The following is a 24,360-nucleotide window of genomic DNA, read 5'->3' as shown; positions in this document are numbered from 1 at the left end:
GGTCTACTCCGGGAAGCGATGGGTGCTGGAGATGCGCCGGGCCCAGCCCGGCGTCAGCGGCGAGGAGACGACGCACGCGCCCTCATAGGCGTGGATCACGCGCCCGCCCTCGTCGAGAATGCCGCAATGCTTGGCGGGGCGCCCATCCCGCCAGCGGAAGAGGACGAGGTCGCCGGGGCGGGCGTCCGCCGGATCGATCCCGACGAAATGCCGGCGCGCCGCGAGCGTCATCTCGTCTCGTCCGCCGGTCTCCGCCCAGTTGGGCGAATAGGGTCCGGGCGCCTCCGGTTCGGCTCCGTAGAGCGCTCGCCAGACACCGCGCACGAGCCCGAGGCAGTCGCAGCCGACGCCGAGCCGCGTCCCCTGATGGCGATAGGGCGTGCCGATCCACCGTCGCGCCTCGTCCAGCACGCGCTCGCGCATCACGGCACCAGCGGCGCGCCGTCGTGCAGATCGTCGCGCTTGGCAACGGCGAGCACGGCGTCGAGCCCCGGCAGGTGCGGAAAGCCGCGAAAGTTCGCGGCGTTGGCGAAGCGCGCCTTGCAGGTCGAAAAGCTCTTGTCGCAGCCGGCCCGCAGCCGCACCCGGCTTCCCGCTTCGGGCGCGAAGGGCAGCGTCTCGGCCAACGCCACGCGAAGGGCGTCGCCACCGGCGGTCTCCAGCCCGGCGACCTCGCGTGAGAGACCTGCGTTGCGGCCGTCCAGCATCGTCAGACGGCCGCGCTCGTAGAGCGCCGTCTCGATGTCCGCCAGCGATCCGAGGACGATCGCATCGGCGTCGCCCGACAGGACCGCGCCCTCCCGCACGAGCCCGCGGCCCGCCAGATCGACGCCGCAGCGCGCATCGCCCAGATCGGCGTCGCAGCGCCTGCGATAGGTCCGCCCGCGCTCGGCGTCGAGCGCGGCTTCCGGTCCACGGAGTTCGGCGGTGAAGGCCTCGCCCGATCGGCGGATTTCGCCGATCGTCGCGACCGAAAGGCGCGTGAAGCGCTCCGGCCGCATCCAGTCGACGACGAAGCTTTCGACCGTCGCGCCGTCATAGAGGCCGGCCGACACGTCCTCAGCCGAGATCGCGTCGGCCGACAGCGCGCCCTCGATCTCCTGCGTCCCGGCGGCGAGGCCGAGCGAAGCCTCCGCCTCCCCGGCCGCGAGCCCCGTCGCGGCCTCGAAGCGCGTTCCCTCCAGCGTCAGGGCTTCGTCATGATCGGTGAAGCCGAAGACGCGGCCGTCGCGCCGCGTCAGCCGCCAGGCGCGCGCCAGCGTCGTCGCGGGGCCGGCAAAGCTCGCCTGCAGCTCTTCCGGCAGCGCCCTCACGGCCTCACCTCGACGAGTGGAATGGTCGGGATGTCGCCGGCCTGGAAGGTCGCCAGATTCACCGACAGATGGTCGATGTCGAAGCGCACCGGCACGTCGAACTCGAAGCCCGCGGTCACGCGTGCGCCCGGCGGCGGAGCGCTCGCCAGCGTCGCGACGCCGGTCGCAGCGTCCAGCTCGAAGGGAGCTTCCTGCCCGCCGACGGCGACGCGGACGGTGCCTGCGACGGGCTTTTCGATGGGCCGAACATAGGCGTCCTCCCCGGTCCCGTAGGTCTTCGTCAGCGCGAAGTCGCGACGCGCCCCATCCCCGAAGCCGATGAACTGGTCGAGCGGCGTCGGCGGCGTATCCGGCGCCCCGGAGCGGCAGTCGAGCGGGTCGCGGAACCGGAAGGCGACCAGCCGGCCGCGCCGCGCCTCGAAGAAGGCGACGACGGCCGCCAGGTCGCGGAGACTCTTGACGCCCGACCCGGCATCGTAGCGGCGCGCCGAGTGGCGTCGGCGCTGGTTGCGGCTCTCATGGCCGTTGGTCAGGCGGACGATCTCCGTCACGCGCTCCGGCCCGCCGCTCGTGCCGAAGCCGACGGCCAGCGGAAAGCGCTCCTCGCTGAAGGCCCTCATCGCTCACAACCCTCTCTGTCCGCGCGCGGCGGCCCGCGCCAGCATCGCCTGGATCTGCACCTCGGAGCGGCGGAAGCTCGCAGCGTCCGGGCTGGTGACGTTGAAGACGATGGAGGGCGCCGGCCGGCCGCCCCCGCATTGGCGGCGACGCCGAGTTCGCCGCCCGGTCCGCGTTTCAGGGGCAGTATCGCCTCGGCGCCCGCCTCTCCCATCAGCCCCATCTGCCGGCCGGTCGGGAAGAAGGTCGGCGCGCGCACCACCCCGCCCTTGGCGAAGGGCACGACGCGCTGCGTCTGCGCTCCGCCGCCGAGCGCACCGATGCCGCCGAGCGCGGTCGAGACCCAGTTGCCCGCCAGCTGGCCCAGCGGCTTGAGCGCGGCATTGAGCGCGATGGAGGAGATGCGGAGCGCCAGTCCCCGCAACACGCCGTCGAGCGAACGTCCGCCGAGCGTCGCGCTCTTCAACGCGCCCGTCATCGCGGTGCCGAAGGCGTTCGCCTTCGTCGTCAGCTCGCCGAGCGAGCGGTCGAGCGCGCTCGTGTCCGCGTCGACGCTAAAGCGGAGCGTCTCGTCCATGTCTCAACCTCGTCAAGGATCGGGAAAGCGGGTCATGAGCGCGTCGAGATCGGCGCGCCGGGGAGCTCCGCCATGGGCGGGAAGAAGCGGCGCGATCGCGCGGGCGAACTCGCGCGGGCTCATCGCCCAGAAGGCGGCGGGGTGGAGGCCGAGCCGCCCGAGCCCGAGCGTCATCGCCTCGTCCCAGGGAAAGGCCGCCGCGCCGCCGGCCTCCTGCGGCGCGGCGGCGTTCAAGGGTTTGCGGTCGCCTCGCCCTCCCCGAAGGCGGCCGAAAGCAGTTCGGTCGCGATGCGCGCGGCGCCCGCCGCGCCCCCGTCGATGGCCATCCCCGCCACGGCCTCGTCCCCGATGTCGGCGCCCCCGCCGCGAAGCCCGGCCCCGATCACCCGCGTCAGGTCGCGGGCCGAAAGGGCGCCGCCGGAAAAGCGCCGGGCGAGCGCGCTCAGATCCTCGACGGCGAAGGCGTCTTCCAGTTCCGCGAGCGCGCCGAGCGTCAGGCAGAGCCTACGCTCCTCGCCGCCGATCACGCCCGAGACTTCGCCCCGCCTGCGGTTCACGGCCATGGTCAGAGCGCCTCGAAGGCGAGCGCGCCGGCCGATTCCAGCGTCATCTCGAAGGAGACTTCGCCGTCGTGCTCGCCGGCGTATTCCAGCGCCGTCACCTGAAACGGACCGCCGACCGTGCCAAAGTCCGGGATCACGGCCTGGAACGCGGCAATCCTCCCCTGGAAGAAGAGCTGGCGGACGGCCGCGTCGGATTCGGCGTCCTTGAAGATGCCGGAGCCGGACAGCGAGGCCCGCTGCACGCCCGCCCCGCCCAGGAGCTCGCGCCAGCGCCCCGCGCTCTCGGAATCGGTCACGTCCACCGTCTCCGCATTGAACGCGATCCGGCGCGAGCGCAGGCCCGCCACCGTTCGGAAGGCGGTTCCGCCCGCCGGATCGACCTTGAGGAGAAGGTCCTTGCCGCGCTGCGCGCCCATCTCGTGTCTCCTGTGCCTGAAACGGGAAAGGGCGGCCCGCCGGGCCGCCCTTTCGCGAATGCGATGTCGAAGGTGGAAGGGTTCAGGACGCCAGCGGCTCCGTCACGGCGCGGAACCGCAGGATGCCGTGATAGACCGGCTCGCCCGGCTCCCGGCGGGCCTCGGCGAACTGCAGCTGCAGGTTCACCAGCCGGTGGCTTTCCAGGTTCAGCGTCTCGCCCTGCAGGCGCGTCGAGACCTTGTCCATGATCTCGTAGGCCTCGGCCTTCGAGCCGCCGCGCGACCAAACATGCAGCGTCAGCACGTGCTCGTCGCCGTCCTCGGTGCCCGTCGACCAGTCGATGACGGCCGAGCGTCCCAGCGTGAGATAGGGGAACCCGACGCGGTCGGGCGCGTGGTCGAAGATCTTCGGACCGCCCAGAAGGCTCACCAGCCCGGCGTCCGTCTGCAACGCCCGGACGATGCCGGTCTGAAGGTCCGCGCTCGAATGGGGCATTGCGTCGATCCTCGCTTCAACTCTTCACGGACGATATGGGATTGAAATGTGGCGTGAGGACACGGCGCAGTCGAGAGCCGTTCCTTAAGTTTTCGTCATCCTGTCGAAGATCGTCCGTGCCGCCCGCCGCCCAGGCGCGGTCCAGCCGCCGCTGCAGCTTCGCCAGCGCCGCCTCGCGCAGCCGGACGGCGAGGCGCGCGACCTCCCTCGTCACTGCTCCTCCTCGCAGCGGCAGATCAGGTAGCGCCGCCGCTCGTCCGGGTCGCGCACCTCGCGGATGAGGAGGCGGCGCTGGCCGAAGCGCAGCGCCATGCCGTGCCGCACGCCGTCGCGGTGCCGGATCGTCACGCGGTGCGTCAGGCGCATCTCGCGCCGCTCGAAGCGCTCGCCCGCATCGGCGCGCACCGGCTCCAGATGCGCCGACAGATCGGCGACTTCGCGCCAGTGGAGGTCCCGCCCTCCCATCGCGTCTACGTCGCCGGCCGGCTCCTCCAGCACCGCCCGGCGATCCAGAAGCCCGGGATCGAGGAAGGTGACGCCGCTCACAGCGCCACCCGCCGGAAGGGCGCGAGAAGCGCGTCCGCGAAAGGCGGCACGATGGCCGGCTGCAAGGCGCCCGAGACGAGCCCGCGCGTATCAAAGGAGGCGGCCGCGATCCGCAGGATCGCCTGACGCACCGCCTCGGGAACCCTGTCGTCCCCCGCGCGGAACTCGATCTCGACGCCGCCCTCCGCCCGCGTGTCCATGTCGAGAACGAGACGCTCCCCGCCGATCCGGACCGTCCCGGCGTCGTGGATCGTCTCGTTCCCCTGCTCGTCGTAGGTCCGCACGCCCGTCACTTGCGTCACCGGCCGTTTCGGGACGACCACCGTCCTGCCGGCCGGCATCTCCGCCAGCACCATGCGGAACGGCCGGTCGCCGAGCACCAGCCCCGTCCGCTGCTCCACGCATTCGCGCGCCGCCGAGACCAGGGCGGCGACGATGTCGTCCTCGTCCTCGCGCTCGATCCGCGCCCAGGCCTTCGCCTCGGCCACCGAGACCGGCTCGGCGGCGGGCTTTTCCAGTTCGATCAGAATCATGGATGCGCTTCCTGAATTCGGAACAAGAACAGGCGACGGCCGTTCGAGCGCCGGCGCCGAGGCCGCGTCCTTCTCCCCGAAAGGGGAGAAGGTGCCGGCAGGCGTATGAGGGCTTTCAGCAGCCTTGCCCTCCTTCCATCACACCTCGAAGGTCAGGAACTTCGCCGCGTCGAAGTCCTGCACCCCGCCGCCAACGCGCTTGGTGGTGTAGAAGAGGACGTAGGGCTTGGCGGAATAGGGATCGCGCAGGACACGCACGCCCTGACGGTCGACGACGAGGTAGAAGCGCTGGAAGTCGCCGAAGGCGATGGCGTTCGCGCCCGGCCCGATGTCCGGCATCTCCTCAGCCTCGACGACCGGGAACCCCATCAGCGTCGCGCGCCCGCCGGTGGCGGCCGGCGGCGCCCAGATGTAGTTGCCGTCCGCATCCTTGAGCTTGCGGATGGCGCTCTGGGTGCGCCGGTTCATCACGAAGGAAGCGTTCTGCCGGTAGCCGGCCTTCAGGGCGTAGACGAGGTCGATAAGGCAGTCGCTCGCCTCCGCCCCCTGGCGGAAGCCGCCCGAGGCGCCGGTCGGCACGGTGCCGATGCGACCCCAGCTCCAGTCCGCCTCGTGAACGGTCGGGTAGGTCATGAAGCCGCGCGGCTTGGCGACCCCGTCGCCGTTCACGAAGGCCGCGCCCTCCTGCGCGGAGAAGGCCTGCTCGACCTCCTCCCCGATCCAGCGGTCGATGTCGACGGCCGCATCGTCCAGAAGCGCGGCGGAGGCCGCCGGCATGGCGTAGAGCTCCATTGTGGGGAAGGAGAGCTCGGCCAGCACCGGCGCGTCGGTCTTCGGCCGCGCCGCGATCTCCGAGACCCAGCCGGTCTGCGCGCCGCCCGTCGCGAAGGGCTTCTTCAGCACCGCCGAGGAGACGGTGCGAACGCTCGCCACCGAGCGGATCGGCGAGATGGAGGCGAGGCGCCGGCCGATCTCGGTTTCGGTCTCGGCCGGCACGAGGAAGCCCCCGTCGGCGCCGGTCAGTCCGTTCATCGCCTTCTCTTCCAGGCGGCGCAGGCGCTGCTCGTCGCCGCCGCGCACATAGGCCTCGAAGGCCGAGCGGTGCTCGCTCGGTCGCTCGTCGGCGCGCTCCGAGCCGCCGCCGAGCGGCGGGCGGGACTGCCTGAGCGTCAGCCGCTCGAGCCGCTTCTCCTGCTCCTCCAGAGCGCGGCCGAGCGTTTCCAGGCGGTCTTCGCCGCCCTCCCCGCCCATGCGCTTCTCGATGGCGGCCAGGCGCTCGTCGCTGCGCTCGCGAAAGCCCTCGAAGGCTTCCACGAACTCGCCGATGGCCGCGAAATCGGTCGTCTCGGCGCGCGTCTCCGGCGCCGACGGATGGTTGGCGTGCATGTCGTCTCCTTGGGCTTTCGGTGGAAGGGTCAGGCGGTCGGCCGCGGCCGGGGCGCCGACATGGAGCGCGCGGCGGCCTGCAGCCGTTCGCGCAGGGTCTGGGCGACGGCGCGCCCGCTCCGGGTCGCGAGCCGCGCCAGCGACTGCATGGGGAAGGTCACGATCGAGACCTCCCAGAGATCGATGTCGAGCACGCGCCGGGCCCCGCCCGCCTCGCGCCGCGCCTTGCGGGTGCGGAAGCCGATCGACAGGCCGTCGATCGCCCCGGCCCGCACGAGTTCGAAGGCCTCGCGGCCGCGTGTCGAGTGGAGCGCCAGCCGGCCCTCGACGAGAAGGCCGCGCTCGTCCTCGACGATCCGCGTCCAGGTCCCGATGGGCACCGCCGGGTCGTGCTGCCAGAGCATGCGGATGCCCGCCGCGCCCTTTTCGCGCAGCGTCCTAGCGAAGGCGCCCCGCTCCACGATGTCCCCGGAGCGGTCGAGGCGGCCGAAGAGGCTGGCATAGCCGCGCACAGTCCCCTCGGCGGCGACCGCGACCGGGCTTGGCACCGCGACGCTCATCGACGCGTCTCCGGCTTGGCGAACAGCCCGTCGGCGAAGCGCGTGAGGACCCCGAGCGCGCCCCAGGCGCAGAGGCTCGCCGCCGCCGAGCCGATGACGGTCAGCTCCACCAGCGAGAGCCGCGTGTCGAGGTCGAGATGCTGGGCGATGACCAGTCCGGCCGGGCCGCCGAAGACGAGGCCGGTGACGATGCCGGCGAGGAAGCGCACCGCCGCCTCGCGCCGCCCGGTCGGCAGCAGATAGGCGACCGAGATCGCCGAACCGGCGACGGCGCCGGCGAGCTTGAAGCCGAGAAGCCCAAGCGGAGAGATCGGATCGGCGCTCATCGCCATCCCCTTCCATGATCTGGTGTTTCAGGAGCGATGGCCCGTCCGGCCGCGCGGACCGTATCCCACCGCCTCGCGCTTCTCGTCGTCGGTCAGGAAGCCGGCCGCGCCGACGCGGGACCACAGCGCCTCGCGCTCGGCCGACAGTCCCTCGATCCGGTCCGCGTCGAAGCCGAGCCGCAGCCGGCCGGGCTCCCCATGAAGGTCGCCCAGCCAGTCGCCGATCGTGCGCGTCAGCCTGTTCAGGAGCGGCAGCACGGTCAGGCGGAACAGCGCCCGGTTCGCCTCGGCGTAGTTGGCGTAAGTGTTGTCGCCCGGAATGCCGAGCAGCATGGGCGGCACGCCGAAGGCCACCGCGATGTCGCGCGCGGCCTGATTGCGCGCCTCGATGAAGTCCATCTCGCGAGGGCTGAGCGCCATCGCCTTCCAGTCGAGCCCGCCTTCCAGAAGCATCGGCCGTCCGGCGCGCGCTGCGCCGGTATAGCCGCTTTCCAGCTCCGCCTTCAGGCGGTCGAACTGGTCGGGCGAGAGGTTCCCGCCGTCGCCCGGCTGATAGACGAGCGCGCCGGACGGCCGTGCCGAATTCTCCAGAAGCGCCTGGTTCCAGCGCCCCGCCGCGTTGTGAAGGTCGAGCGCGCCTTGCGCCGCGGCCAGCGGCGCGAAGCCGTCCGTGTCGGCCAGCGGGTGGAACAGGCGGATGTGCAGCAGCCGTCCCGCTCGCCCGTCCTCGCCTTCGGCCGCGATCCGCCGTACCGTTCCGCCGACGCGGTGCTCGTAGGCCTCGGGCCAGCCGTCGCGTCCCTCGACGACGCGAACCCTGTCCGGCCGCAGCGCGTAGAGCGCGCGCGGCCCGCCCTCGCCGCCCGCTTCCAGAAACGCGTTGCCGGACAGGAGCAGATGCCCGCACAGCGCCTCCACCAGCGCCGCCCCGTCCTCGAAGCCGTTCGGCCGGCGAAGAAGGTCGAGGATCGGATGGGCCTCCACCTCCCGCGTGTTCTCATAGAGGAGCAGCGGCACGGCGGCGGCGTTCTCCGCGATCAGCCGCACCGAGCGGTAGACCACCGGGTTGCCCATGAACCCGGCCCGCGCCAGACCGCCGTAGCTGCGTTCCGTGCCGGGCCCCGGTCCCGTTCCCGAGAAGACCAGCGTCCCGCCCGCATATCCGATCTGCCTCGTCTCCAACGGCGCATCCGCGCGCATGCCGACGAGGGCCTTGAGCCTTTGCCCGAGCCCCATCCCGTTCTCTCCGATGGTTTGATGGTTAAAGGCCGCGAACCCGCGGTTCGGCCGCCGGCTGGACCAGCGCGGTGACGGCCCAGACGAGGGCGTCGAGCCGGTCCGGCGAGCGTCCGCCCGAAAGCCCGTCCGGGCCGAAATCGGTCATTTCGTCTTCCAGCGCGGGGAAGGTCCCCGCGTGCCTGACCCGGCCCTGCTCGTAGAGCGCGGCCACCGGCTCGGCGCGAATCCATTTGCCCCGGCTCGCCCGCACCGAGCGCACCGGAACGTTCGGCGCCACCGCGCGGATCACCGCCTCGACCATTTCGCCGCCCTGGTTCACCTCGGCGACGATCCGGTCCGCCTCCAACCGCTCGTAGAGCGCGACCGCCGCCCGCGCCCATTCGGGGGGCTTGGCGCCCTGCCGGCTGGCGTCGGCGAGAACGTAGATCGTCCCGTCCGCCGCCGCGCCCGCCGCGACGATCCCGCAGGCGTCGGAGCGTGCCTCGGACGAAGCCGGCGGATCGACCGCGACGACCACCCGGCGCAGCTCCGGCGCCGCCCTCACACGATTGGCGTCGATCGCGGAGCGGTCGAACAGCGCGTCCTCCCGCGCCTCCAGCATCTCGCCGTCGAGCTCCTGGCGTCCCAGCCGCGAGCCGCCGTAGCGCGCCTCCATGGCGGCGACGAAGCTCGGCGCGAGGTTCGCCGCGTTCTCCGCCGTGCGCATATGGGTCACCACCGTCCCCTCCTCGGCCATCAGCCGCTTGAGAAGGGGCATGGCGCGCGGCGTCGTCGTGAACAGCGCCCGGGGCTGCCGGCCGAGCCGCAGCCCCAGCTGCAGATTGTCGAAGCAGGCCTCGCCATGCTTCCACTTGGCGAACTCGTCGCCCCAGGCCGCCTCGAACTGATAGCCCCGCAGCGCCTCCGGGTCCTCGGAGGAAAAGATCTGCGCCACCGCGCCGTTCGGGAAGACCAGCCGTCGCCGCGTCGCCTCGAAGACGGGCTTGGCCGTCCAGTCCAGCGAGCGCAGTCCGCTCTCGCCCTCGACCATCACCTCGCGCGCGTCGCCCAGCGTCTCGGCCACGAGCGCGATCCGCCCGTGCGCCCGCGCCGCGATCGGGGCCTCGCCCAGCGCCATCGCGCGAACCCATTCGGCGCCGGCCCGCGTCTTGCCCGAGCCGCGGCCGCCGATCATCACCCATTGCCGCCAGCCGCCCGGCGGCGGCAGTTGCTGCACCCGCGCAAAACGCGTCCAGCCCGGCATCGCCGCACGAATGGCCCGGCGTCCGCTCGCCGCGATCTCTGCCGAGACGGCGTTCCAGAAGGCCTCGCCGTCGAGGCTTCGCGCCGCCGTCACGCGCCCTCCTCTGCGAACAGCCCGGCCCCTTCGATCCGACGCGCGTCCACCGCCCGCAGTCGGCGCATCAATTCGTCGCGCAGCCTCTGCGTCTCCGCCTCGTCCTCCGCGCTTGCCTCTTCGAGCGTCAGCGCCTCCAGGCGTCGGAGCTCCAGAAGCTTCTCGAGCGTCCGCGTGATCTGCGAGACGGCCTCCACGCGGCCCTTGATCGCGGTTGCCGCGACCGGCGCCTCGTCAGGACCATTTTCCTGAAAATGACGTTCCAGCGCCGACAGGTCGCTCTGCAGGAGCATGGCCAGCCGGTCGGCCATCAGCTTGTCCGCTTTCGTACGCGCCGCTTTCACCATTGCCGTTCCCCAACGAAAAAGGGCGCCCCTTTCGGAAGCGCCCTTTTTCTCGCAATTCTTCGACTGTGCCTGAACCCTACCCGACCACCGTCACGGTGTCAATGACTATTTTCCTATTTTCGACGGATCGATGTCCGGCGTCTCTCCCGGCCAGGCGACGAGGTGGTCCTCGTAATCTTCCGGCTCCAGACCCTCGTCGCTGATCGTGCGGCCCTTCGCCGAGATCCCGGCCTGATGAACCGTCTCGCGGTCGCCGGAGACGAGGTGATGCCACCAGTAGAGGTCGCGCCCTTCCGCCACGAGCCGGTAGGCGCAGGTCGGCGGCAGCCAGTCGATCTCGCGCACGGTCTCGGGCGTCAGCTGCACGCAGTCGGGCACGTAGTCGCGACGCCGCTCGTAGTTCGAGCAGGCGCAGGACTGGCCGTCGAGCAGACGGCACGCGACGTTCGTCCAGTGGATTTCCCCGGTGTCCCAGTCCTCCAGCTTGTTCAGGCAGCAGCGCCCGCAGCCGTCGCACAGGGCCTCCCATTCGGCCGGATCGAGCGCCTCCAGCGGCTTGTCGCGCCAGAAGGCGTTGCCGAAATCACGCATGTCCGGCCCTGTTGTCGTTCGATCTCGGTCCACGCACTTGTCCTGCAACGCGAAATTGACACCTAGAGCGCCGTGCGTCCCTTCGGACGCGCAAAGGTCGCTCTATCTCCTTGAATCTACGCATCGGGCTTTCCGAAAATCGATTCTGATTTTCGGGCCGATGCTGTAGAAGGTCGCAAGGGGCATATAGTATGACATCGTGGGCGACCGCATCCCGGTGCGTGCCCGCGACGTCGTCCGCGCGTGAAGGAAGGTCCTCAGGTCTTGCGCTTCTGGAAGCTCCTGCCGGCACGCCGAACGATCCGCCGGCGCCCCACCTTTCTGATCGAGCTCGACGCCTGGCTCGATTCGACTCTGTACCGTCTCTTCCGCGGCTTCAGCGCGGCCTGGGAGACGACGACGATCTTCTCGCGCCGCTTGCGGGTGAAGGGCTTCAACCGCGCCGTGGTCGAGCTGTCCTGCGAGGGGCTGACCCTCGGCCTCGCCGGTTTCATCGTCCTTCTGGCGCTCGCCCAGCCCGCCATGCGCCACACGGCCGGCGGCCTGCCGGAGCAGACCGACTATTCCGTCCTGTTCCTCGACCGGCACGGCAACGAGATCGGCCGGCGCGGCGTGCTGCGCTCCGACGCCGTCCCGATCGACGAGATGCCCGACCACCTGATCAAGGCGGTTCTCGCCACCGAGGACCGGCGCTTCTTCGAGCATTGGGGCATCGACTTCATCGGCCTCGGCCGCGCGCTCGGCCAGAACGCGCGGGCCGGCGGCGTCGTGCAGGGCGGCTCCACCCTCACCCAGCAGCTCGCCAAGAACCTCTACCTTTCGAACGAGCGCTCGATCGACCGGAAGATCAACGAGGCCTTCATCGCGCTCTGGCTGGAGACGAACCTCTCCAAGCGCCAGATTCTCGCGATGTATCTCGACCGCGCCTATATGGGCGGCGGCACGTTCGGGGCGGCGGCGGCGGCCGAGTTCTATTTCGGCAAGAACCTGCGGCAGGTGACGATCGCCGAGGCGGCCATGCTGGCCGGCCTCTTCAAGGCGCCCGCCAACTACGCCCCGCACATCAACCTGCCGGCCGCGCGCGCCCGGGCCAACGTCGTCCTCTCGGCCATGGTCGATTCGGGCTTCATGACGGAGGGGCAGGTCGTCGCGGCGCGCCGCGCGCCGGCCACTGCGGTCGACCGCTCCTCCATCCGCTCGCCCGACTACTTCCTCGACTTCGCCTTCGAGGACGTGCAGCGCCTCACCTCCTCCATGGACCGGCGCAACTTCATCGCCCAGACCACGATCGACATGGGCCTCCAGGCGCTGGCCGACGAATCGATCGATTTCCACCTTCGCCAGTTCGGCCGCGCCTACAATGTCGAGGAGAGCGCGATGGTCGTCCTCGACGACGATGGCGGCGTGCGCGCCCTCGTCGGCGGGCGGGACTACGGCCTGTCGCAGTTCAACCGGGCGACGCGGGCGCTCCGCCAGCCGGGCTCCTCCTTCAAGCCGTACATCTACGCGGCCTATCTGGAGGAAGGTCACCGGCCCGACGAGGTCGTCTCGGACGCGCCCATCACCGTGGCGGGCTGGTCGCCGCGCAATTACGGCCGCTCCTTCGCCGGCCGCGTCAGCCTGACGGACGCGCTCGCGCGCTCCTACAACACCGTTCCGGTCCGCCTCAGCCAGTCGATCGGCATGGGCAAGGTCGTCGATCTCGCCCATGCGATGGGCATCGCGAGCCCGCTTCGCGGCGACAAGACGATGGCGCTCGGCACGAGCGAGGTCACCGTCATGGATCAGGCGACCGCCATCGCGGTCTTCCCCGCCGAGGGCATGGAATCGAACCGCCACTCGATCCTGACGCTGCAGGACACGAACGGCGAGGTTCTGTGGACCGCCGCGCGGGACCTGCCGCCCCGCAAGCGCGTCCTCAGCCGGCAGGCGGCGCTGGACATGAACCGGATGATGGCCGAGATCCCGGTGCGCGGCACCGCGCGCCGCGCCGCCCTCTCCATGACGCGCGCCGCCGGCAAGACGGGCACGACCCAGGGCTACCGCGACGCCTGGTTCGTCGGCTACACGGGCAATTTCTCCGCCGCCGTCTGGTACGGCAACGACAGCTTCCAGCCGACTAAGGATCTGACCGGCGGCTCGCTTCCGGCCATGACGTGGCAGCGCTTCATGGAGGCCGCCCATCAGGGGATCGAGCTCCTGCCCATCCCCGGCGTCGACAACGCCCTGCCCCAGGGCGGCGCGGCGCAGGTCGCCGCGGCGGAGGACGAGGAGGGGCGCCCGCGCATCTCGCGTCCGGTCAGCATCAATTCCGATACGCAGAAGGTCCTCTCCGACATCGCCGAGCGGATGAGCCGCCAGCTTCCCGCCGCGCCCGAGGAGTTCGCCGCCGCGCGTGCCGAAGGCGCCGGGTCGCGGACGGCCCGCTGAGGGCTCCGCCTCCGGAATGCGCTTCGTCATCCTGACCATCCTGGCGCTCGGCATCGCCATTTCCGGCGGCGCCTGGTCGGCCTCCGTCATGCTCGACCGCTATGAGGGCACCGGCACGCTCGATGTCGGCCCGTGGCAGGCCGACCGGCTCGCCGGCTCGCCCACGGCCGATCCCTATTCGCGCGCCCAGGCCGCACGCGACGGTAACCTCACCCTCGGGCTTGCGGAAGGCATGGCGTTCCGCGCCAGGGTGGACGGCGCGGGCCGGCCGCTGCGCCGCGAATGCACCTACCGGATCGCCGGCAGTCTGCCGCCCGCACGGGTCTGGACCCTGTCGGCCTTCGACGAGGCCGGCCGTTCGATCCGCCCCCTTTCGGGCCGACCGGCCTGGCTGGTCTCCTCCAGCCTCATGCGCGACGACGACAACGTGGCGGTGGTCGCGGTCTCCTCGCGGGCGCAGCCCGGCAACTGGCTGGCCATGTCCGGCCGCGGCGGCTTCGTCCTGGCGCTGACGCTCTACGACACGCCCGCCTCCACGGCCGGCGGGGCGACCGACGTCGCCATGCCCGCCATCGAGCGGACGGGATGTGCGATCGATGGGTAGACTGCTTCTCGCCCTCCTGATCGGGATCGTCGGCGCCCTGATCGTCCATATCGGCGTGATCTTCGCCATGCCCCGCCTGTCGGAAGACAATGCCTGGGCGCGGCTCGTCGCCATCATGCCGAGCTTCCAGCCGACCATCGTGGCGGGCAACGGCCCCTCGCTGGACGTCGAGCCCGCCGTGACCGAGCGCTTCGGCTTCATGGACCCAGCCTTCGTCACCGCCGCCTGCCGGTTCTCCATCTCGCAGGCCCCGGTCCGCCTGTCGGCCGAGCGCGCCGACGCGTTCTGGTCGGCCTCGATCGTCGCCCGCTCGGGCGACAATCTCTATTCGATCAACGAGCGGCTCGCCCCCGAGACGAGCCTGGATCTTCTCGTCGGCACCGCCGACCAGCTGGACGAGGCCCGTCTTGCCGGCCTTCTCGGCGAAGAGGATTCGATCCCGGTCGTCGTCGGGCAGAGCGATCTCTATCTGACCTTCCGCGCCCTCGTCGAAGCGGAGAGCCTGCGACCGTCCGTCGAGGCTCTGGTGCGCTCGCTCGCCTGCGAAGCGGTGCCCCTCCCCGCCGACGCCGCGGCCGCCGAACCGGCGACCATCGACGGCTGACCGTTCCCGGCCCGGCGGCAGGAGGGATCGGAGCGACCGTCCGCCATCGTCGTTTTCGGGTTCGCACGGGCAACGGCGTTCCGGGCGAGGAACCTCTCCGCACCCCGCCAAAAGGTCATGAAGGGACACTTCGCCGCATCGGCGAGAGCCGTCGAAGGCCCTCCGGAAGGGCCGGAGCGAGCGCTGTCCGGGCCCTTACAACGCCTCGGCCCGCGCGGCCTCCGCATCGCCGATCCGCTCGTAGCGGATGCACGGCAGGATCACGATCTCCGCCGTTCCTTCCCGCCGTCGCGGCGGCAGCCCCCGGCTCTTGATCTGCGGGATGGCCAGATACGTCACTTGCGTTGCCAAAGACATGAACGCTTCGCCCCTCCGGGCCCGATGCGCGCAAGGCGCACAAACGGGCCGAGCTTCCAACTTGGGGTCAGAGAAGCACCGCCAAGGTTAACAGCTTGCTAAGATTTGAGGCGTAATTTGCGAAAAGATCACCGTTTCGTCGCGTAGAGTTCGAAGGATCCCATGAAGGACGTCGCCCCTCGGATCTTCCGGTCTCTCGAAAGCCCCAAGGGCCGCGCGGAGTTCGACGTCATCGTCACGGCGGCCGTCGCCGCCTACGGTTCGCTTCGCGCGCCGACCGAGACCCAGGCGATCGAGTTCGGGCGGCTGGTGGCCCCGCTCTTCGAGCGCACCCGTCCCGAGACCCGCCGCGCCTTGGCGGCCTCCCTGTCCCATTCCACGCGCGTTCCGGCCGAGCTGGTCGATCTGATCGTCGATTCGCCCGTCGAGATCGCGGCCCCCTTCCTCGTCTCCACGCCGGGCCTGTCCCCCGCCCATCGGGAGCGCCTTGCCGCCCGCGGCGACGAGCGGATCGAGAAGATCCTCGCCGGGCGCCGGTCGCGGGGGCTCGACGGTCCTGCGGCTCGTCCGATGCGGACGCAGGTCGAGCCGCCGCCGCTGGCGCCCGAGCATCTGGCCGAGCGCGCGCCCCGCGAACCCGTCGTCGATGCGGCGTCCGCCGCCGACGCGGCGGCCTTCGTTCGCGACACGCTGCGCCAGATCGCCAGCGCCGGCCGCGGCGATTCGCGCTCGGTCGGCTCGGCGCTTCTTCGCGCCGCCCGTCGCGGCAGCACGGTCTTCTTCGACGTCGCCGAGGCGCGTCTCGGCCTCTCCCCGGACCAGCGCCGGCACGCGGAGGAGGACGAGGGCGGCGCGACGCTCGCGCAGGCCCTGAAGGACGCCGGAGTCGATACGGGTCAGGCGCTCGCGATCCTGATGCTCGTGCGCCCGAAGATCGGCCTCGACGTGCAAGCCTTCCGGGAGATGGCCGAGCGCTACCGCACGCTGCCCGCCGCGCCGCTGCGAGCGTCCGACACGAACCGGGAAACCGGTGAGCGCGACCGCGACCCGCGCTCCACCTCCGTCTTCGGCCAGCGCTCCCAGGCGCCGGCGCAGCCCCGCCGGACCTCCAACGGCTGAGCGACGAGGCACCCGCCCCGCTCAGTCGCGCGGCTCGTCCTCCACGAGATCGAACAGATCGCCGACCTCGTCCCGTTCGAGTTCCACCACCCAGAAGTCCGGATCGAACCGCGCTTCCCTCTCGAAGCGCGTCTGAAGGTCCGCCTCGTCCTCGACCGCCTCGCGGATGAAGCGGCGGCCGCCCTCCTCGTCCGCGAAGATTTGCGGCGCGGGACCGTAGAGCGTCAGCGTGCCGTCCCGAGCCCGCGTCAGGACGAAGACGGCGCCGGCCATGTCCGAGCCGCGACGAACGACGGCCGCGAAGCCGCCCTCGACGAAGACGCGTCGTGTGAGCTGGGAGACGAAGAGTTCGCTGGTGATCCGCATTCCTGCCCCTAACCGATCGATCCGAAAACCGGAACGGCTTTCGGATCGATCGGCGGGCGTCGAGGAAACGGCTATCGCGTCATCGCGTCGAGATGAGCCAGAAGCGACTCGCTCGGCATCCCGGTGACCTCGAGGCCCGCCAGCTCCTGGAAAGTGCGGATCGCGGCGCGCGTCGCCGAACCGGCGATGCCGTCGGCCTTCAGTTCGGCCACCGAGGCGCTGGTGAGCCCCGCCTGGATGCGCTTCACGAGCTCCGGGTCGGCCGGCTCCTCGTCGAGGATGGGAATGTCCGAACCGTCCGCCGGAAGGTTGTTCAGGAGATCGTCGAGACCGGCATATTCGCGGCCCTCCGGCGCGCCGGAGGGGGTGGGCACGTCGCCGGTCAGCTGCCGGATCTGCGTCAGCAGGAGCGGCGTCGTCATGCCGTCGACGCGAAGGCCCCGCTCGGCCTGGAAACGGCGGATCGCGCGGTCGGTCGCCTGCCCGGGGCGTCCGTCGATCTCGGCCTGATAGTAGCCGGCCTTCTGCAGGAGCTCCTGCGCCTCGCGCACCATCGGCACCGGCTCGATGCGCGGGTCGTTGGTCGGGCGCCAGGGCTGGGCGACGGCCGGCTCGGTGCGCGGGCCGGCGCTCGCGGTCTCGACCCGGTCGAGCGTGCGCGTCACGAGCATCGGATGCGGGTGGACCGAATTCTGGTGGAACAGCGCGTTGGCGCTCACCGTCGCGCCGAGCGCCAGGAACGCGGCCGTTCCGCCGTAGAGGATCGGACGCGCCCCGACGGCGCGGCCACCGACGAGCGCCAGCCGCCCGAGGCCAAGCGCGGCGGCTCCGGCGATCAAGCCCGCCATGGCGGCGATCCGGCGCGTGCGGCTAGGCCGTGCGGCGGCCGGCCGGCGACGAGGGGAGGATGACGGTCTTCTTTCGGGCATCGGTCAGGCTTACGATCTTTTCCTTGAAATTGTCTTGGCCAATGGCCGCGCACTCGTCCGGGATCGAGACGATCACGATCGTTCCGTGTCCCGGCCGGCTTTCCAGCGTCAGCGTCCCGCCGTGCAGCTCGCACAGGCCCTTGGCGAGCGACAGGCCGAGCCCGGTTCCGGGCCGGTCCTGCAACGCGCCGACACGGGCGAAGGGCTGGGCCACCAGCGCCAGATCGTAGGCGGCGATGCCGATGCCCGAATCCTCGACCTCGACGATCTGCAGATGACCCTCGCGGCGGGCGGAGATGCGCACGCAGCCCTCGTCGGTGAACTTCACCGCATTGGAGAGGAGGTTGAGGAGGATCTGGTGGAAGGCCCGGCGGTCGGCGCGGAACGGCAGCTCGTCCTCCGGCTCCTGCACGATGAGGACGAGCCGTTTGGCCTCCGCCTCGCCGCGCACCATCGCCGCCGCGTTCTCCATCGCCTCGCGCGGCGCGAAGGTCTCGGGCGCGATCTCGTAGTGTCCCGCCTCGATCTTGGAGAGGTCGAGCAGGCCGTTGACGACCTGGAGCAGATGGTCGCCCGAGCGGCCGATCAGCCCGACATATTCCTTCTGGCGCGGGCTTTCGAAGCCGCCGAAATACTCCTGCTCCAGAATGTCGGCGAAGCCGATGATGGCGTTCAGCGGCGTCCGCAGCTCGTGGCTGATGGCGGCCAGGAACCGGCTCTTGGCCTCCGAGGCGCCCTGCGCGTGGGTCAGCGTGCGGGTCAGCTCGTGCGTCGCCTCGCGCTCCTCGGTCAGGTCGCGCGCCAGCCCCAGCACCTCGGTCACCTCGCCGTCCGGTCCCGTCACGGCCGCGAGGCGCAGCGCCAGCTGGCGCTGCCCGGCCGGCGTCGAAACGCGCAGCTCCAGCTCCGCCGTCGGGGCTCCGCGCCGAAGATCGGCGAAGGCTTCCAGGAAGGCGACCCGGTCGAGCACGTGGATGCGGTCGACGATCACCGCGCCGTTCGGGCCGGGCAGGCCGAAGGGCTGGTCCGCATCCTCCGGTGCGTCCGTCAGCCGCCCGGTGGCGTCGAAGCGCAGGAGCGGGCCGGTCAGGAGGCGTTCGGCGCGCTGGCCGGCGCTCTCAGGCATCGCCGCCTTTGTCCGCGCGGCACGTCCGCGTCCCAGCCGGCGCCCCAGAAGGAGCGAGCCGGCGGCCGAGGCGAGGAGCCCGGCTCCGCCGAGGATGGAGAAGGCGCCGCCCGCGAGGATCGCCGCGCCGGCCGAGCCGGCCAGCGTCGCGAGGAGCGCGGCCAGGGTCGTGTTCAGCCGTGCCGTCGCCGAGACGAAGGCGGCCGAGGCCAGCAGCGCGCCGCCGGTCAGGGTCGCGGCCAGCACGCCGGCCGGGCCGAGGCCAAGGATGAAGGCGAGCGGCGAGGCTCCGGCGGCGACGATCCCGCCGGCCACGAGTCCGCCGATCGCGACGGCCTGCGCGCGCCGCTCGTCCGGGCTCTCGACGTCCCGGCAGACATAGCTGTCGAAGAGGTCGCCGAGCGGCGGCAGGGCGGGACCGGTCCCCCCTTCCGCTCGTTCTTCGCTCTGCCTCTTGGCTCGCAGCATCGGATCCTGGTCGCTCGCGCAAAAGGCCGGACTGGGCCATTCGGGTTCGGTTCGGATGTTGCGGGGGAAGCGTTTAAGGAAGGCATAAACGGCCGTTAACCGGAGGCTAAGTCTCGGGGCGAGCCTGTGGCAAAACGGCCTCCTGCGAGCCCTTTGGCGGGTCCGGCCGATCCGATTTGAGTTTATGTTTAACGAAAGCGCTCCGGCGCCAAACGCCTGATCTGGCGGGGGTTCCGACGCGGCGCGGAGGTGTCGGCCGGGCGCCGGGGCGCGATCGTGAGAATTTGAATCGAATTCCGCCGCGGCGTACAAGGCAGCCTTACCGCGCCCGCTCGCATTCCTTCCTCCAAGCCGGGCGAAACGACCGGCGGAGTTCGACGGGTTCGGCCGAGGGCGACATGCGCTTTCTTCTCAAGATGGGCTTCTGGATCGCGCTCATCGCGTTCTTCCTTCCCTCCTTCGGAGGCGAGGACACCGAGCGCGAGGGCGTGAACTATTTCGGCGCCTTCGTCGGGGCCCAGGCCGCGCTGTCGGACATGGGCGGCTTCTGCGAGCGGGCGCCCGCCGCCTGCGAAGCCGGGCGCGACGTGGGCTCCTATGTGGCGGCGCGCGTCGGCGACGGCCTCGCCTTCGGGTATGCCGCGATCCACGGCCGCGCCTTCCCCGGCGATGAGACCCGGGTCGCGGGGACGCCCCCGGCCGCATCCACCGCGCCGAGCGCCGCCGCCCCGGCCGGGCCTTCGCCCTACACCCCGCCGCGCCGGACGGCGTCCCCTCCGGCCGCGCCGTCGTCTCCGGCGGCCGATCCCATGCAGACCGCCGCCATCGCCGCCGAGCGCGTGCGTCGCACGGTCGCCGCCGACGCGCCCTTCGCCATGCCCGTCCGTCAAAGCACCTCGGAGAGCGCGGCCGCGCCGCGCCCCCAGGGCTCGATCCCCATTCAGGCGGCCCTCCCCGCCCGCCCGGCCGTCCCGACCCCGGCCCCGCGCTCCTGAACCGCCTTATCCACCGGCGCGCCTTGCCAGAGCCGGGCGTCTCCTCTATGGAGACCCCGTCAACGCCGTCGTCCCGGCCGGGGGCTGAACGGAAGCGCGCGATTCCAACTCGCGCGAGAGACGCCCGAAACGGCGCCCCTTCCCGTGTCCCCGCTCTCGACTGTCTCACTGACGCGCCTTTCCCGACGGCCCCTCCAGGGGCTTCTTCGGAGAGTCGCAGAGGCTTGCCGCCGGGGCGAAGGGCGACGCGAAGACGAAGGTCAGATAAGGAAGGCGAGAACGCTCATGGCGCTCTACGAACACGTTTTCCTTGCACGGCAGGACGTCGGCGCCCAGCAGGTCGAGCAGCTCGTTGAGAGCCTGCGCGGCATTCTGGAGGCCAATGGCGGCAAGGTCGGCAAGGTCGAGAACTGGGGTCTGAAGACCCTCACCTACCGGATCAAGAAGAACCGGAAGGCGCACTACACCCTCATGAACATCGACGCTCCGGCGGCGGCTGTCCAGGAGATGGAGCGCCAGATGCGCTTCAACGAGGACATCCTGCGCTACATGACCATCAAGGTCGAGGAGCACGACGAGGGCCAGTCGGCCATGATGCAGAAGCGCGACGACCGTCCGCGCCGCGGCCGCGATGGCGACCGTCCGGGCGGCGACCGTCCGCGCCGTGACGACGACCGTCCGCGTCGCGACGACGATCGCCCGCGCCGTGACCGCTCCGAGGAGGCCGCGTAAATGGTCGACATCGCACAGCTCCCGACCCGCCGGCCGTTCCACCGCCGTCGCAAGTCCGACCCGTTCGGCACCGGCGATTCGCCGAAGATCGACTACAAGGACGTCCGTCTCCTGCAGCGCTACATCTCCGAGCGCGGCAAGATCGTTCCGTCCCGCATCACGGCGGTCTCCCAGAAGAACCAGCGCGAGCTCGCCAAGGCGATCAAGCGCGCGCGCTTCCTGGGCCTCCTGCCCTATATCCTCAAGTAGGATCGACTTCGCACGCGGCGCATCTCCTGCGCCGCGTGCCTTCCGGCGCCGCTCGGCGCCCGCCGGAAGCCTTCTTCAGCCGAGTTGGGGCCGAGCGCTCGTATCGAGCCGCCCCTAACTGCGACACCCGCAGGACAGCGAAACAGTAGACGATGACACCCCAAGGCCTCTTCGTCGGCGTCGCCGCCGGCCTCGCAAGCGCACTTCTCTTCGCCGGTCTGGTCACCCAGTCCCCGATGGCGCTCGGCCTGTCTCTCGCCGCCCCCATTCCCATCCTGATCGCCTCGCTCGGCTGGGGCAGCGTTCCCGGCTTCGTCGCGGCCGCCGCGAGCGCGCTTCTCATCGGCCTCATTTCCGAGACGCCGGCCACCGCGCTCGTCCTTCTCGCCTCCGTCGCCGTGCCCGCGGCGGTCGTCGGTCATCTCTGCGGCCTCGCCCGCCCGCGCGAGGAGCGCACGGGCCGCGCCATCGAGCCGGCCAACGACGGCGGGCAGATCCCGCTCGACTGGTATCCGGTCGAGCGCATCCTCTTCGCCATCGCGCTCCTGGCCGCCGGCGGAACCATCGTCATCGGCTGGCTGGTCGGCTTCGACCAGGAGACCATGGCGCCGATCCTGCGCGAGGCGCTGACCGCGCCCGGCGGCCCGGCCATCGACGCCACGCCCGAGCAGCTGGAGGACCTTGCCCAGCTCGTCGTCGGCATCGTGCCCTTCGTGCAGCCCGCCGTCTTCGTCATGAACCTCGTGGCGACGCTGTATCTCGCCGCCGCCGTCACGCGCATGTCGGGCCGCCTCCAGCGCCCGCGCGACGACGTGCCCTCGCAGACGAGCCTGCCGCGCGTCGCCCTGCCGGTCTTCGCGATCTCGCTGGCGGCCTCCTTCCTGGGCGGCACGCTCGGGCTTCTGGGAGCGGTCGTGGCGGGCGCGCTTGGCATGGCCTTCACGCTCGTCGGGCTCGCCGCCTTCCACCAGCGGTCGCGCGGTCGCGCCGCGCGCGGGCTCCTGCTCTTCACCGTCTATTTCGCGATCGTCGTCCTGACGTTCCCGCTCTTCGTCTTCCTCCTCTACGGCGTCTTCGCCACCGCGCGCCCGGCTCCCGGCGCCGGCGGGACCCGCTAGTCCGACTGCCAACCAGACCTTTCCATCCATCAAGGAACCATCGACATGGACGTCATCCTTCTCGAACGCATCGCCCGCCTCGGCGCCCTCGGCGACACCGTGCGCGTGCGCGACGGCTACGCCCGCAACTACCTCCTGCCGACGGGCCGCGCCCTTCGCGCCAACGAGGCCAACCGCTCCAAGTTCGAGTCGCAGAAGGCCGAGCTCGTCGCCCGCAACGAGGAGCGCAAGAAGGAGGCCGGCGCGATCGGCGAGACGCTCGACGGCAAGAGCTTCGTCGTCGTCCGCTCCGCGGGCGAGACGGGCCAGCTCTACGGCTCGGTCTCGGCGCGCGACATCTCCGACCTCCTGAAGGCCGAGGGCTTCCAGGTCGGCCGCAACCAGGTCGAGCTGAACCAGCCGATCAAGACCATCGGCCTGCACAAGGTCACGATCGCGCTCCACGCCGAGGTCTCGATCCAGATCGAGCTGAACATCGCCCGTTCGCAGGACGAGGCCGAGCGCCAGGCGCAGGGCGAGACCCTGACCTCGGCCGACGCCATCTACGGCTATGACGAGGACGCGCTGCGCGCCGAGGATCTGGGCGGCGCCATGTACGACGAGGACGAGGGCGAGGACCGCCCGGCCCGCGCCGACGACGAGGGCACCGAGGGCGCCGACGAGGGTCGCTGATCCCCGTCCACAGGCTCTCCACAGTCTGTCCCCATGCGAAGGGTCCGGCCGCTCGGCGGCCGGGCCCTTCTTCGTCGGCGACGCCGCATCTCGACCGTTGTCCCGTCCCGGCTGTGGACGCGCACCCCGCCTGGCGGTAAGACCTCCGCACGCTCACGGAGATGGCATCGAGGCCCGGACGGGCTAGAACGGTGCATTCGGCGCCCGCCCGGCGCGCCGCTCCCTTTGCCTGCGAATGTTCGGAGATTGGCGCCATGGCCGAGGCGGCCCGCAAGTTTGAGGACGACTCCCCGATCAGCCGCGAGGCCCCCGGCAATGTCGAGGCCGAGCAGGCTCTTCTCGGCGCGATCCTCGTCAACAACGACGCCTATTACGTCGTCCACGACTTCCTGAAGCCGGACCATTTCTTCGAGCCGCTGCACCGGGAAATCTTCGCCAAGACCTCCGAGATGATCCGGATGGGGCGCATCGCCAATCCGGTGACGATCAAGACGTTCCTGGCCGCCAACGACCGCGTCGGCGACATGAACGTCGCGCAGTATCTCGCCCGCCTCGCGGCCGAGGCGACGACCATCATCAACGCCGCCGACTACGGCCGGGCGATCTACGATCTGGCCCTGCGCCGCTCGCTGATCCGCATCGGCGAGGACATGGTCAACGTCGCCTACGACGCGCCGCTGGATTCCGGGCCCAAGCAGCAGATCGAGGACGCCGAGCGACGCCTGTTCGAGCTGGCCGAGACCGGCCGCTACGACGGCGGCTTCCAGTCCTTCACCGACGCCATGGCGCTGGCGATCGAGATGGCGGGCGCGGCCAAGGACCGGGACGGCGGCCTGTCGGGCATCTCCTCCGGCATCCGCGAGCTGGACCGCCGGCTCGGCGGCCTCCAGCATTCCGACCTCATCATCCTCGCGGGCCGCCCGGCCATGGGCAAGACGTCGCTCGCCACCAACATCGCCTTCAACATCGCCGCCGCCTACGAGCCGGCGGAGCAGGCCGACGGCACCTTCAAGGCCAAGAACGGCGGCGTCGTCGGCTTCTTCTCGCTCGAAATGAGCGCCGAGCAGCTCGCCACCCGCATCATCTCCGAGCAGTCGGAGGTCTCCTCCTCCAAGATCCGGCGCGGCAACATCACGGACGCGGAATATTCCAAGCTCGTCGCCTGCACCGAGATGATGCAGCGCGCGCCGCTCTACATCGACCAGACGGGCGGCATCTCCATCGCGCAGCTCGCCGCACGCGCCCGGCGCCTCAAGCGCCAGCGCGGGCTCGACGTCATGGTCATCGACTACGTCCAGCTGATGCAGGGCTCGGCCAAGAACGCGCAGAACCGCGTGCAGGAGATCACCGAGATCACGACGGGTCTGAAGGCGCTGGCCAAGGAGCTTCAGGTCCCGATCATCGCGCTCTCCCAGCTCTCGCGTCAGGTCGAGAACCGCGACGACAAGCGCCCCCAGCTCGCCGACCTTCGCGAGTCCGGCTCGATCGAGCAGGACGCGGACGTCGTCATGTTCGTGTATCGTGACGAATACTATCTGCAGTCCAAGGAGCCGAAGGCCGGCACCGACGAGCATCTGAAATGGCAGCAGGCCATGAACGAGGCGCGCGGCAAGGCCGAGGTCATCATCGCCAAGCAGCGCCACGGCCCCACGGGCACCGTCCCCCTCGCCTTCCAGGCCGAGTTCACGCGCTTCACCGACCTCGCCGAAGACAGCCATCTGCCGGAGCGTTTCGAGTAGCCATC

30 protein-coding genes and 1 pseudogene are annotated in these 24,360 nt (G+C 70.8%); 10 read left to right on the top strand and 21 right to left on the bottom strand.

The window, feature by feature from the left end; translation table 11 throughout:
• Nucleotides 1-3: 3 nt before the first annotated feature.
• From AC6R2M_RS05600 to AC6R2M_RS05520, 17 genes and pseudogenes are all read right to left on the bottom strand, one after another.
• Nucleotides 4-423 (bottom strand): NlpC/P60 family protein, encoded by a 420-nt coding sequence (locus tag AC6R2M_RS05600; protein WP_500486300.1) that lies wholly within the window; start codon nt 421-423, stop codon nt 4-6.
• On the bottom strand, nt 423-1,313 hold the full coding sequence (locus AC6R2M_RS05595; protein ID WP_500486298.1) for a phage/gene transfer agent baseplate hub protein: 891 nt from the start codon (nt 1,311-1,313) through the stop codon (nt 423-425). Before AC6R2M_RS05595 ends, AC6R2M_RS05600 begins: the two co-directional genes overlap by 1 nt.
• Nucleotides 1,310-1,933 carry a phage distal tail protein, Rcc01695 family gene (locus tag AC6R2M_RS05590; RefSeq protein WP_500486296.1) on the bottom strand — a complete coding sequence of 208 codons (624 nt, stop codon included), beginning with the start codon at nt 1,931-1,933 and terminating at the stop codon, nt 1,310-1,312. The genes AC6R2M_RS05595 and AC6R2M_RS05590 overlap by 4 nt, the downstream gene beginning before the upstream one ends.
• 3 nt (nt 1,934-1,936) lie before the next feature.
• Nucleotides 1,937-2,508: pseudogene (locus tag AC6R2M_RS05585) on the bottom strand (phage tail tape measure protein).
• Between the two features lie 12 nt (nt 2,509-2,520).
• On the bottom strand, nt 2,521-2,742 hold the full coding sequence (locus AC6R2M_RS05580) for a phage tail assembly chaperone (RefSeq protein ID WP_500486294.1): 222 nt from the start codon (nt 2,740-2,742) through the stop codon (nt 2,521-2,523).
• Nucleotides 2,739-3,071: a gene transfer agent family protein gene (locus AC6R2M_RS05575; protein WP_500486293.1), complete on the bottom strand. Its 333-nt coding sequence runs from the start codon at nt 3,069-3,071 to the stop codon at nt 2,739-2,741. Before AC6R2M_RS05575 ends, AC6R2M_RS05580 begins: the two co-directional genes overlap by 4 nt.
• A gap of 2 nt (nt 3,072-3,073) precedes the next feature.
• Nucleotides 3,074-3,487, bottom strand: a complete 414-nt coding sequence (locus AC6R2M_RS05570; RefSeq protein ID WP_500486291.1) for a phage major tail protein, TP901-1 family — start codon at nt 3,485-3,487, stop codon at nt 3,074-3,076.
• A gap of 82 nt (nt 3,488-3,569) precedes the next feature.
• A complete protein-coding gene (locus AC6R2M_RS05565; protein WP_500486289.1) occupies nt 3,570-3,983 on the bottom strand; it encodes a DUF3168 domain-containing protein in 414 nt (137 codons plus the stop codon).
• 210 nt (nt 3,984-4,193) lie between these two features.
• Nucleotides 4,194-4,529 (bottom strand): phage head closure protein, encoded by a 336-nt coding sequence (locus AC6R2M_RS05560; RefSeq protein ID WP_500486287.1) that lies wholly within the window; start codon nt 4,527-4,529, stop codon nt 4,194-4,196.
• Nucleotides 4,526-5,062: a head-tail connector protein gene (locus AC6R2M_RS05555; RefSeq protein WP_500486285.1), complete on the bottom strand. Its 537-nt coding sequence runs from the start codon at nt 5,060-5,062 to the stop codon at nt 4,526-4,528. Before AC6R2M_RS05555 ends, AC6R2M_RS05560 begins: the two co-directional genes overlap by 4 nt.
• Nucleotides 5,063-5,200: 138 nt before the next feature.
• Nucleotides 5,201-6,448, bottom strand: a complete 1,248-nt coding sequence (locus tag AC6R2M_RS05550; protein ID WP_500486283.1) for a phage major capsid protein — start codon at nt 6,446-6,448, stop codon at nt 5,201-5,203.
• A 29-nt stretch (nt 6,449-6,477) separates the two neighbouring features.
• On the bottom strand, nt 6,478-7,008 hold the full coding sequence (locus AC6R2M_RS05545; protein ID WP_500486281.1) for an HK97 family phage prohead protease: 531 nt from the start codon (nt 7,006-7,008) through the stop codon (nt 6,478-6,480).
• Nucleotides 7,005-7,334 carry a DUF6107 family protein gene (locus AC6R2M_RS05540; protein WP_500486279.1) on the bottom strand — a complete coding sequence of 110 codons (330 nt, stop codon included), beginning with the start codon at nt 7,332-7,334 and terminating at the stop codon, nt 7,005-7,007. Before AC6R2M_RS05540 ends, AC6R2M_RS05545 begins: the two co-directional genes overlap by 4 nt.
• A 27-nt stretch (nt 7,335-7,361) precedes the next feature.
• Nucleotides 7,362-8,570 carry a phage portal protein gene (locus AC6R2M_RS05535; RefSeq protein WP_500486277.1) on the bottom strand — a complete coding sequence of 403 codons (1,209 nt, stop codon included), beginning with the start codon at nt 8,568-8,570 and terminating at the stop codon, nt 7,362-7,364.
• Nucleotides 8,571-8,595: 25 nt separating this feature from the next.
• Nucleotides 8,596-9,816: a DNA-packaging protein gene (locus tag AC6R2M_RS05530; protein ID WP_500487505.1), complete on the bottom strand. Its 1,221-nt coding sequence runs from the start codon at nt 9,814-9,816 to the stop codon at nt 8,596-8,598.
• 89 nt (nt 9,817-9,905) lie between these two features.
• Nucleotides 9,906-10,220: a hypothetical protein gene (locus AC6R2M_RS05525; protein ID WP_500486275.1), complete on the bottom strand. Its 315-nt coding sequence runs from the start codon at nt 10,218-10,220 to the stop codon at nt 9,906-9,908.
• A gap of 141 nt (nt 10,221-10,361) precedes the next feature.
• Nucleotides 10,362-10,847: a YcgN family cysteine cluster protein gene (locus tag AC6R2M_RS05520; RefSeq protein ID WP_500486273.1), complete on the bottom strand. Its 486-nt coding sequence runs from the start codon at nt 10,845-10,847 to the stop codon at nt 10,362-10,364.
• A 264-nt stretch (nt 10,848-11,111) separates the two neighbouring features.
• On the opposite strand from AC6R2M_RS05520, the gene AC6R2M_RS05515 reads away from it, so the two are divergent.
• The 3 genes from AC6R2M_RS05515 to AC6R2M_RS05505 are packed head-to-tail and all read left to right on the top strand — an operon-like array spanning nt 11,112 to nt 14,485.
• Nucleotides 11,112-13,277 (top strand): transglycosylase domain-containing protein, encoded by a 2,166-nt coding sequence (locus AC6R2M_RS05515; RefSeq protein ID WP_500486271.1) that lies wholly within the window; start codon nt 11,112-11,114, stop codon nt 13,275-13,277.
• Between the two features lie 16 nt (nt 13,278-13,293).
• A complete protein-coding gene (locus tag AC6R2M_RS05510) occupies nt 13,294-13,881 on the top strand; it encodes a DUF1214 domain-containing protein (protein ID WP_500486269.1) in 588 nt (195 codons plus the stop codon).
• On the top strand, nt 13,874-14,485 hold the full coding sequence (locus AC6R2M_RS05505) for a DUF1254 domain-containing protein (protein WP_500486267.1): 612 nt from the start codon (nt 13,874-13,876) through the stop codon (nt 14,483-14,485). The genes AC6R2M_RS05510 and AC6R2M_RS05505 overlap by 8 nt, the downstream gene beginning before the upstream one ends.
• Before the next feature lie 195 nt (nt 14,486-14,680).
• Here the strand turns inward: AC6R2M_RS05505 and AC6R2M_RS05500 are convergent, their stop codons facing one another.
• Nucleotides 14,681-14,842: a hypothetical protein gene (locus AC6R2M_RS05500; protein ID WP_500486265.1), complete on the bottom strand. Its 162-nt coding sequence runs from the start codon at nt 14,840-14,842 to the stop codon at nt 14,681-14,683.
• Nucleotides 14,843-15,004: 162 nt separating this feature from the next.
• On the opposite strand from AC6R2M_RS05500, the gene AC6R2M_RS05495 reads away from it, so the two are divergent.
• A complete protein-coding gene (locus tag AC6R2M_RS05495; protein WP_500486263.1) occupies nt 15,005-15,961 on the top strand; it encodes a hypothetical protein in 957 nt (318 codons plus the stop codon).
• Nucleotides 15,962-15,982: 21 nt separating this feature from the next.
• On the opposite strand, the gene AC6R2M_RS05490 is transcribed toward AC6R2M_RS05495, so the two are convergent.
• The 3 genes from AC6R2M_RS05490 to AC6R2M_RS05480 form a co-directional block, all read right to left on the bottom strand.
• Nucleotides 15,983-16,327, bottom strand: coding sequence for a DUF1491 family protein (locus AC6R2M_RS05490; RefSeq protein ID WP_500486261.1), 345 nt, complete (start codon nt 16,325-16,327; stop codon nt 15,983-15,985).
• 71 nt (nt 16,328-16,398) lie between these two features.
• The gene (locus AC6R2M_RS05485; RefSeq protein ID WP_500486259.1) at nt 16,399-17,175 is read right to left on the bottom strand and encodes a peptidoglycan-binding domain-containing protein; all 777 of its coding nucleotides are present in this window, start codon (nt 17,173-17,175) and stop codon (nt 16,399-16,401) included.
• Nucleotides 17,176-17,197: 22 nt separating this feature from the next.
• Nucleotides 17,198-18,850, bottom strand: coding sequence for a sensor histidine kinase (locus AC6R2M_RS05480; RefSeq protein WP_500486257.1), 1,653 nt, complete (start codon nt 18,848-18,850; stop codon nt 17,198-17,200).
• Nucleotides 18,851-19,248: 398 nt separating this feature from the next.
• Between AC6R2M_RS05480 and AC6R2M_RS05475 the strand changes: the two genes are divergently transcribed.
• The 6 genes from AC6R2M_RS05475 (at nt 19,249) to AC6R2M_RS05450 (ending at nt 24,355) form a co-directional block, all read left to right on the top strand.
• Complete coding sequence (locus AC6R2M_RS05475; protein WP_500486255.1) at nt 19,249-19,845, top strand: DUF5330 domain-containing protein; 597 nt, start codon at nt 19,249-19,251, stop codon at nt 19,843-19,845.
• 285 nt (nt 19,846-20,130) lie between these two features.
• Entirely contained in the window at nt 20,131-20,577 is a 447-nt protein-coding gene (rpsF, locus tag AC6R2M_RS05470; RefSeq protein ID WP_500486253.1) for a 30S ribosomal protein S6, read from the top strand.
• Complete coding sequence (gene rpsR / locus AC6R2M_RS05465; protein WP_500486251.1) at nt 20,578-20,826, top strand: 30S ribosomal protein S18; 249 nt, start codon at nt 20,578-20,580, stop codon at nt 20,824-20,826.
• A 152-nt stretch (nt 20,827-20,978) separates the two neighbouring features.
• Nucleotides 20,979-21,944 (top strand): hypothetical protein, encoded by a 966-nt coding sequence (locus AC6R2M_RS05460; RefSeq protein ID WP_500486250.1) that lies wholly within the window; start codon nt 20,979-20,981, stop codon nt 21,942-21,944.
• A 45-nt stretch (nt 21,945-21,989) separates the two neighbouring features.
• Nucleotides 21,990-22,616, top strand: a complete 627-nt coding sequence (gene rplI, locus AC6R2M_RS05455) for a 50S ribosomal protein L9 (protein ID WP_500486248.1) — start codon at nt 21,990-21,992, stop codon at nt 22,614-22,616.
• A 254-nt stretch (nt 22,617-22,870) separates the two neighbouring features.
• Complete coding sequence (locus tag AC6R2M_RS05450) at nt 22,871-24,355, top strand: replicative DNA helicase (protein ID WP_500486246.1); 1,485 nt, start codon at nt 22,871-22,873, stop codon at nt 24,353-24,355.
• Nucleotides 24,356-24,360 lie beyond the last annotated feature (5 nt).

The sequence above is a fragment of the Aureimonas sp. CAS genome (assembly GCF_059838215.1).
Note: the sequence above shows the minus strand (reverse complement) of the source record. Positions and strands in the feature narration are given on the sequence as shown.